The 5,344-nt window shown below is 72.3% G+C and carries 5 protein-coding genes; 1 reads left to right on the forward strand and 4 read right to left on the reverse strand.

The window, feature by feature from the left end:
* Positions 1–180: 180 nt before the first annotated feature.
* The 3 genes from AB0F18_RS38240 to AB0F18_RS38250 form a co-directional block, all read right to left on the reverse strand.
* A complete protein-coding gene (locus AB0F18_RS38240) occupies positions 181–1,302 on the reverse strand; it encodes an LLM class flavin-dependent oxidoreductase (RefSeq protein ID WP_362069880.1) in 1,122 nt (373 codons plus the stop codon).
* Positions 1,303–1,436: 134 nt separating this feature from the next.
* Entirely contained in the window at positions 1,437–2,234 is a 798-nt protein-coding gene (locus tag AB0F18_RS38245) for a glucose 1-dehydrogenase (RefSeq protein WP_362069871.1), read from the reverse strand.
* A gap of 67 nt (positions 2,235–2,301) precedes the next feature.
* Positions 2,302–3,249 carry a TIGR03619 family F420-dependent LLM class oxidoreductase gene (locus AB0F18_RS38250; RefSeq protein ID WP_362069874.1) on the reverse strand — a complete coding sequence of 316 codons (948 nt, stop codon included), beginning with the start codon at positions 3,247–3,249 and terminating at the stop codon, positions 2,302–2,304.
* A 276-nt stretch (positions 3,250–3,525) separates the two neighbouring features.
* Here AB0F18_RS38250 and AB0F18_RS38255 point away from each other — a divergent pair, with 276 nt between their 5' ends.
* Complete coding sequence (locus AB0F18_RS38255; RefSeq protein WP_362069883.1) at positions 3,526–4,158, forward strand: hypothetical protein; 633 nt, start codon at positions 3,526–3,528, stop codon at positions 4,156–4,158.
* Here AB0F18_RS38255 and AB0F18_RS38260 read toward each other — a convergent pair.
* On the reverse strand, positions 4,130–5,017 hold the full coding sequence (locus tag AB0F18_RS38260) for a L,D-transpeptidase family protein (RefSeq protein WP_362069877.1): 888 nt from the start codon (positions 5,015–5,017) through the stop codon (positions 4,130–4,132). The two genes, AB0F18_RS38255 and AB0F18_RS38260, sit on opposite strands and share 29 nt — an antisense overlap.
* Positions 5,018–5,344 lie beyond the last annotated feature (327 nt).

Here is a 5,344-nt window from a genome sequence, read left to right on the forward strand (position 1 = left end):
CCGCGCCTCAAACGCCGGCGGGGCTGGATTTCGCGCAGCGAAATTCCAGCCCGCGCGGCGTTTGAGCGCACGGGCGCGCAGCGCACGTACGGGGTCCGGGGCTTGCCCCGGGGAACGGCGAAAGGGCGGGGCGGGGAGCAGCGCCGCAGGCACCCGCACCCGCACCCCCGGCGGGACCGGCTACGCGGACTGGCGGAAGCGCGTCGTCCGGTGGACCGGATCCGTGTCGATGTGCGGAATCACGTGCTCACCGATCAGCTTGACCGTGTTCATCGTGTCCTCGAACGACACCCCGGTCGGCAGACCGAACGACAACTGGTCCGCCCCCGCCTGCTCCCACCTCTTGCACTGCGCCCGCACCTCCGCCGGGTCACCGCAGATCAGCAGCTCCTCCGCGATCAGCAGCTCGATGATCTCCGCGTTGTACTCCGGCAGCGTCTCCGGCCACTGCGGAATCGCCTCCGGGCGCGGGAACGTGTCGTGGTAGCGGAACACCAGCGACTGGAAGCGGTTCATGTTCGCGTTGACCGCGATCTCGACCGCCTTCTCGTGCGTCTCCGCGCAGATCGCCGTCGAGGTGACCATCACGTTGTCGTTCACGAAGGCGCCGATCGCCTTCGCCTCCTGGATCGCCGTCTTGTACTGCTCCAGGACCCACTCCATGTCCGAGACCTTCTGGACGCTGAAGCCCAGCACCCCGAGGCCCTTCTTCGCCGCCATCGCGTACGAGGAGGGGGAGCCGGCGGCGTACCACATGGCCGGGTGGGCCTTGCCGTACGGCTTGGGGAAGATCTTGCGGGGCGGCAGTGACCAGTGCTTGCCCTGGAACCCCTCGTACTCCTCCTGGAGGAACATCTTGGGGAATTCCGCGATGGTCTCCTCCCAGATCTCCTTGGTGTGGTTCATGTCCGTGATGCCGGGCAGGAACCCGAGGATCTCGTGGCTGCCCGCGCCGCGTCCGGTGCCGAACTCGAAGCGGCCCTTGGAGAGGTGGTCGAGCATGGTGACCTTCTCGGCCACCTTCACCGGGTGGTTCACCGGGGCCAGCGGGTTGAAGATGCCCGAGCCGAGGTGGATGCGTTCGGTGGCGGCGGCGAGGTAGCCGAGGAAGACCTCGTTCGCCGAGAGGTGGGAGTACTCCTCCAGGAAGTGGTGCTCGGAGGCCCAGGCGTACTTGAAGCCGGACTTGTCGGCCTGGATGACGTACTGGGTCTCCTCGAGCAGCGCCTTGTGCTCTGCCTCGGGGTCGACCTTGGACCGCGCCTCAGGCACGTATCCCTGCACGAAGAGCCCGAATTCCAAGGGGTTCACCGTCCTTAGTTTTCTGACGTTCCGTCAGATTTGATGGGTCCGACTGTTCCACCGCGGGGTGGGGGCGTCAAGAGCGGAGACGGCAGTAACTGACGCAACGTCAGATGGATGGGCGGGGGTGCGGGTCAGAGGATGCTGACCCCCGCCGTCCAGCCCCCGTCGATCACGAACGGCTGGCCGGTGATGTACGAGGAGTCCTCGGCCGTCAGGAACAGCGCCAGCCTCGCTATCTCCTCCGGCCGCCCCACCCGCCCCAGCGGCACCACCCGCCGGTACAGCTCCGCCATCGCCTCCCGGGCCTCATCCGTCATCCCGGCCGGATCCAGCAGGCCGGGGTTGGCCATGGGGGTGTCCACCGCGCCCGGACACACCGCGTTGACCCGGATGTTCTGCGCGGCCAGCTCCAGCGCCGCCACCCGCGTCAGCCCGAGGACCGCCGCCTTGGTCGCCGCGTAGGCACCCACGTACGCCATGCCCGTGAGGCCCGTGTACGAGGAGGTGTTGACGATCGTCCCGCCGCCCGCCGCCCCGATCTCGGGGGCGACCGTCTTGATCCCGAGGAAGGCACCTATCTGGTTCACCTGGATGACCTGCTGGAACTCCTCCAGCGGGGTCGCGGTCAGCTCGTTGAAGCGCAGGATGCCCGCGTTGTTGACCAGCCCGTCGATCCGGCCGAAGGCCTCCTTCGCGGCGGCCACGGCGGCCGCCCAGTCCTCCTCGCGGCTCACGTCCATCCGTACGTACCGCGCCCGGTCGTCACCGGCCTCCCCGTTGATCTCCTTCGCGACGGCGGCGCCCTGCTCGTCGAGCACGTCGCCGAGCACCACCCTCGCGCCCTCGGCGGCGAAGAGCCGCGCCTCCTGCTCGCCCTGGCCGCGCGCCGCACCGGTGATGATGACGACGCGCCCGTCCAGCTTGCCCACGGATACCTCCGGTCCAGTCGTTCTGGCCGCTCTGGCCGTTCTGGCTGTTCTGGCCGCTCTGGCCGTTCTAGTCGTTGAGGAGCGGGGCCACCTCGGCCCCGAAGGCGGTGATCTGGTCGACGAGTTCGGCACGGTCGCGATTGCGGAAGCGGACCTGGATCTGGTCCACGCCCAGCGCCCGGTACTCCCGCAGGGACTCCGCGAGGGACTCCGCCTTGCCGGTGAGGGTGCGCCGGCCGGTGTCCCAGCCGGGCTGGCCGACGTAGAGGGGCTCGGTGATCGCCCCCACCTCGAAGGGCCCCTCCACCCCGGCCGCCTCCCGCAGCTCCCGGATACGGGCCACCTGCGCCGGGATCCGGTCGCGCGGGTCCCCCTGCGGGAGCCAGCCGTCACCACGCACGGCGGCCCGCCGGACGGCGGCGGGCGAGGACCCGCCGACCCAGACCGGGATCCGCTGCTGGGCGGGGCGGGGGAGCTGGCCGAGGTCGCGGAAGGAGAACCGTTCCCCCTCGAACTCGGGGAACTCCTCCGGGCCGAGGGCCGCCCGCAGGGCGTCCAGGGTCTCGTCGAGCACCGGCCCGCGGCGGTCGAAGTCCGCGCCGAGGGCCTCGAACTCCTCCTGCACGTGCCCGGCCCCGACCCCGAGGACCAGACGGCCCCCGGAGAGGTGGTCGAGGGTCGCGTACTGCTTGGCGGTGGCCAGCGGGTGGCGCAGGCCGACGATCGCGACGTGGCTCAGCAGCCGTACGCGCTCGGTGATCCCGGCCAGGAAGGCCAGGGTGGCCACCGGGTCGTACCAGACCGTGCCCATGGGTCCGGCGAGCCGGCGCGGGATGGCCACGTGGTCGCAGGTGGCCAGGTACCCGAAGCCGGCCCGGTCGGCGGCCCGCGCCACCTCGGCGAGGTCGGCCGCGCCGGCCGAGGCCTCCCAGGGCTCGGCGTAGATGGTGCTCTGCGACTGGACCGGGAGCTGCATCCCGTACGCCAGCCGGCCTTCCGGAAACACGCGTGCCATGGCCGTCCCCGCCTCGCCTTCGTCGTGTACTCACTCACCGCCGTGCGGCCGGCTGTCGCTGCCGCGTCGGGCGTGCCTGTGCCGGTTTGCCCATGCCGGTTTGCCCATGCCGATGGGCCCGTGTCGGCATGCCCGTGTCGCCGGGCCATCGTCGTAGCTGACGGTCCGTCAGGCAAGGGGTAGGGCAGGACGGATGGCACGGTCGGCGACGGTCGGGAGCAGTCGGGAGCGTTGGCTCGGGACGGCGCAGCGCCTAGGGTGCGGGCCGTGGAACTGATGCTCACGCTCGTCAGCGGACTGGCCTGGACCCTCGTGTACGTCGAGGCGATCCGGGTGGGGCTGCGCGACCGCACGTACGCCATGCCCGTCGCCGCGCTCGCGCTGAACCTCGCCTGGGAGTGCACCTACGCCGTCGGCGACCTCCGCACCGGGCTGTCCCCGCAGGGGGTGGTGAACCTGGTGTGGGCCGTCGCCGACCTCGCGATCGTCTACACCTACCTGCGGTACGGGCGCACCGAGCTGCCCGCCTTCGTGACCCGGCCGGTGTTCGCGGCGTGGAGCGCGCTCGTCTTCGCGACCGGATTCGCCGTGCAGTGGCTGTTCCTCGCCCACTTCGGCACGCACGACGCCTCGCGCTACGCCGCCTTCCTGCAGAACCTGCTGATGTCCGGGCTGTTCCTGGGCCTCTACGCCGCCCGGCGCGGGCCGCGCGGGCAGTCGCTGCTGATCGCCGTGGCCAAGTGGCTGGGCACCCTCGCGCCGACCGTGCTGTTCGGGGTGATGGAGGGGTCCGGCTTCATCCTGGGGCTGGGGCTGCTGTGCTCCGTCTTCGACCTCGCGTACATCGGGCTGCTGTCCCGGGGGAAGGGGGAGGCCGCCCTCAGGGGCCGGCCGGACCCATCGCGATGACCGGGTGGGCCGCCGGGTCCAGGGTCTCCAGCAGCTGCTTCATCGCCGCCTTGGGGAGGCCGACGCAGCCCTGGGAGGGGCCGTCGTGGTCCACGTGGAGCCAGATGTTGCCGCCCCTGCCCTCGCCGTCCGGCATGACCGGGTCGAGCGGGGAGACGCCCTTGCGGCGGTTGTAGTCGATCGCCACGACGTAGTCGAAGGAGCCCTCCAGCGACTCGCCGTTCACACCGAGGCCCGAGGCGACGAAGCCGGAGTCCTGGTCGTACGGGAGCTTCGTGCCGGGCGGGGCCGGCAGCAGGCCGCCCGCGTCGGTGAGGGAGAACACGCCCTGCGGGGAGGTCAGGTCCCCGTACTCGCGCACCGTGGACCAGCCCTTGGCGCCGTTGCGGGCCGGCCACTGCGCGGCCCGGACCCAGTCGGCGCCGGGGGTGGGGCGGGTGTAGAGGGCGACGGTGGACTCCGAGGAGTCCTTCGCCTTGCCGGTGACGAGGACCAGCTGGCGCGCGTCGGCCGGGATCCCGGCCCGGGCGGCCTCGCTGAGGGCGGCCGCCGGGAGCCCGTGGAGGGCGTCGGGACGCTGCGCACCGCGCGTGGCGTGCCCGGGGTCCGCGGCGTGGGCCCGGGGGCGGGCGTCGGAGCGGGCCGGCGGCACGGGCGCACCGGGCCGCTCGTAGAGGGCGTGCACCCAGCCGGCCCCGAACAGCAACAGCCCGGCGGTGGCGACCAGCACCAGCGCCCGCGACGGCCGCGCCCCCGCCACCCCCCGCCGCCGCCGGGCAGCCCCCCGCCGCCCACCACGCTCCGTCGTACGGGCACGGGGACGACCGGGTACGGAGCCGGCGCGGCGGTGCTTGCTCATCCCCCCGACGGTACATCAGCTGATCACCTTTACCGGCAAGCCGGGTTCCGGTTGCGGGGTGGTGTTGGGGGGCTTCGGGGGGCGGGGCGGGGGCTTCGGCGGGGTGGTGGGGTGGGGCGGGGGGGTTGGTGGGGTGGCGGCGGTGGCGTTGGTGGGCCCTGCGGTGGGGGGCGGGACTGGCGGGGCGCCGGCGGTAGCTTCGGCTGGGGGTGGGCGGTGCACCCCTGGGGCGGGGTCGGGGGTGTGTCGGGGGCTTCCCGCCAGTCCACTGTCCTTCCGTGCCGGTCCGGCCTGTCAAGGGCGCTCCCTTCGGTCGCGTCGCTGCGC

The sequence above is a fragment of the Streptomyces sp. NPDC029216 genome (assembly GCF_040648015.1).
Classification (GTDB): Bacteria; Actinomycetota; Actinomycetes; order Streptomycetales; family Streptomycetaceae; genus Streptomyces.

Bases quoted from the DNA above. Each gene is read 5' to 3' on its own strand.
- AB0F18_RS38250 (WP_362069874.1), bottom strand. From the start codon at position 3,249: ATGGCACGCGTGTTTCCGGAAGGCCGGCTGGCGTACGGGATGCAGCTC.
- AB0F18_RS38255 (WP_362069883.1), top strand. From the start codon at position 3,526: ATGCTCACGCTCGTCAGCGGACTGGCCTGGACCCTCGTGTACGTCGAG.
- AB0F18_RS38260 (WP_362069877.1), bottom strand. From the start codon at position 5,017: ATGAGCAAGCACCGCCGCGCCGGCTCCGTACCCGGTCGTCCCCGTGCC.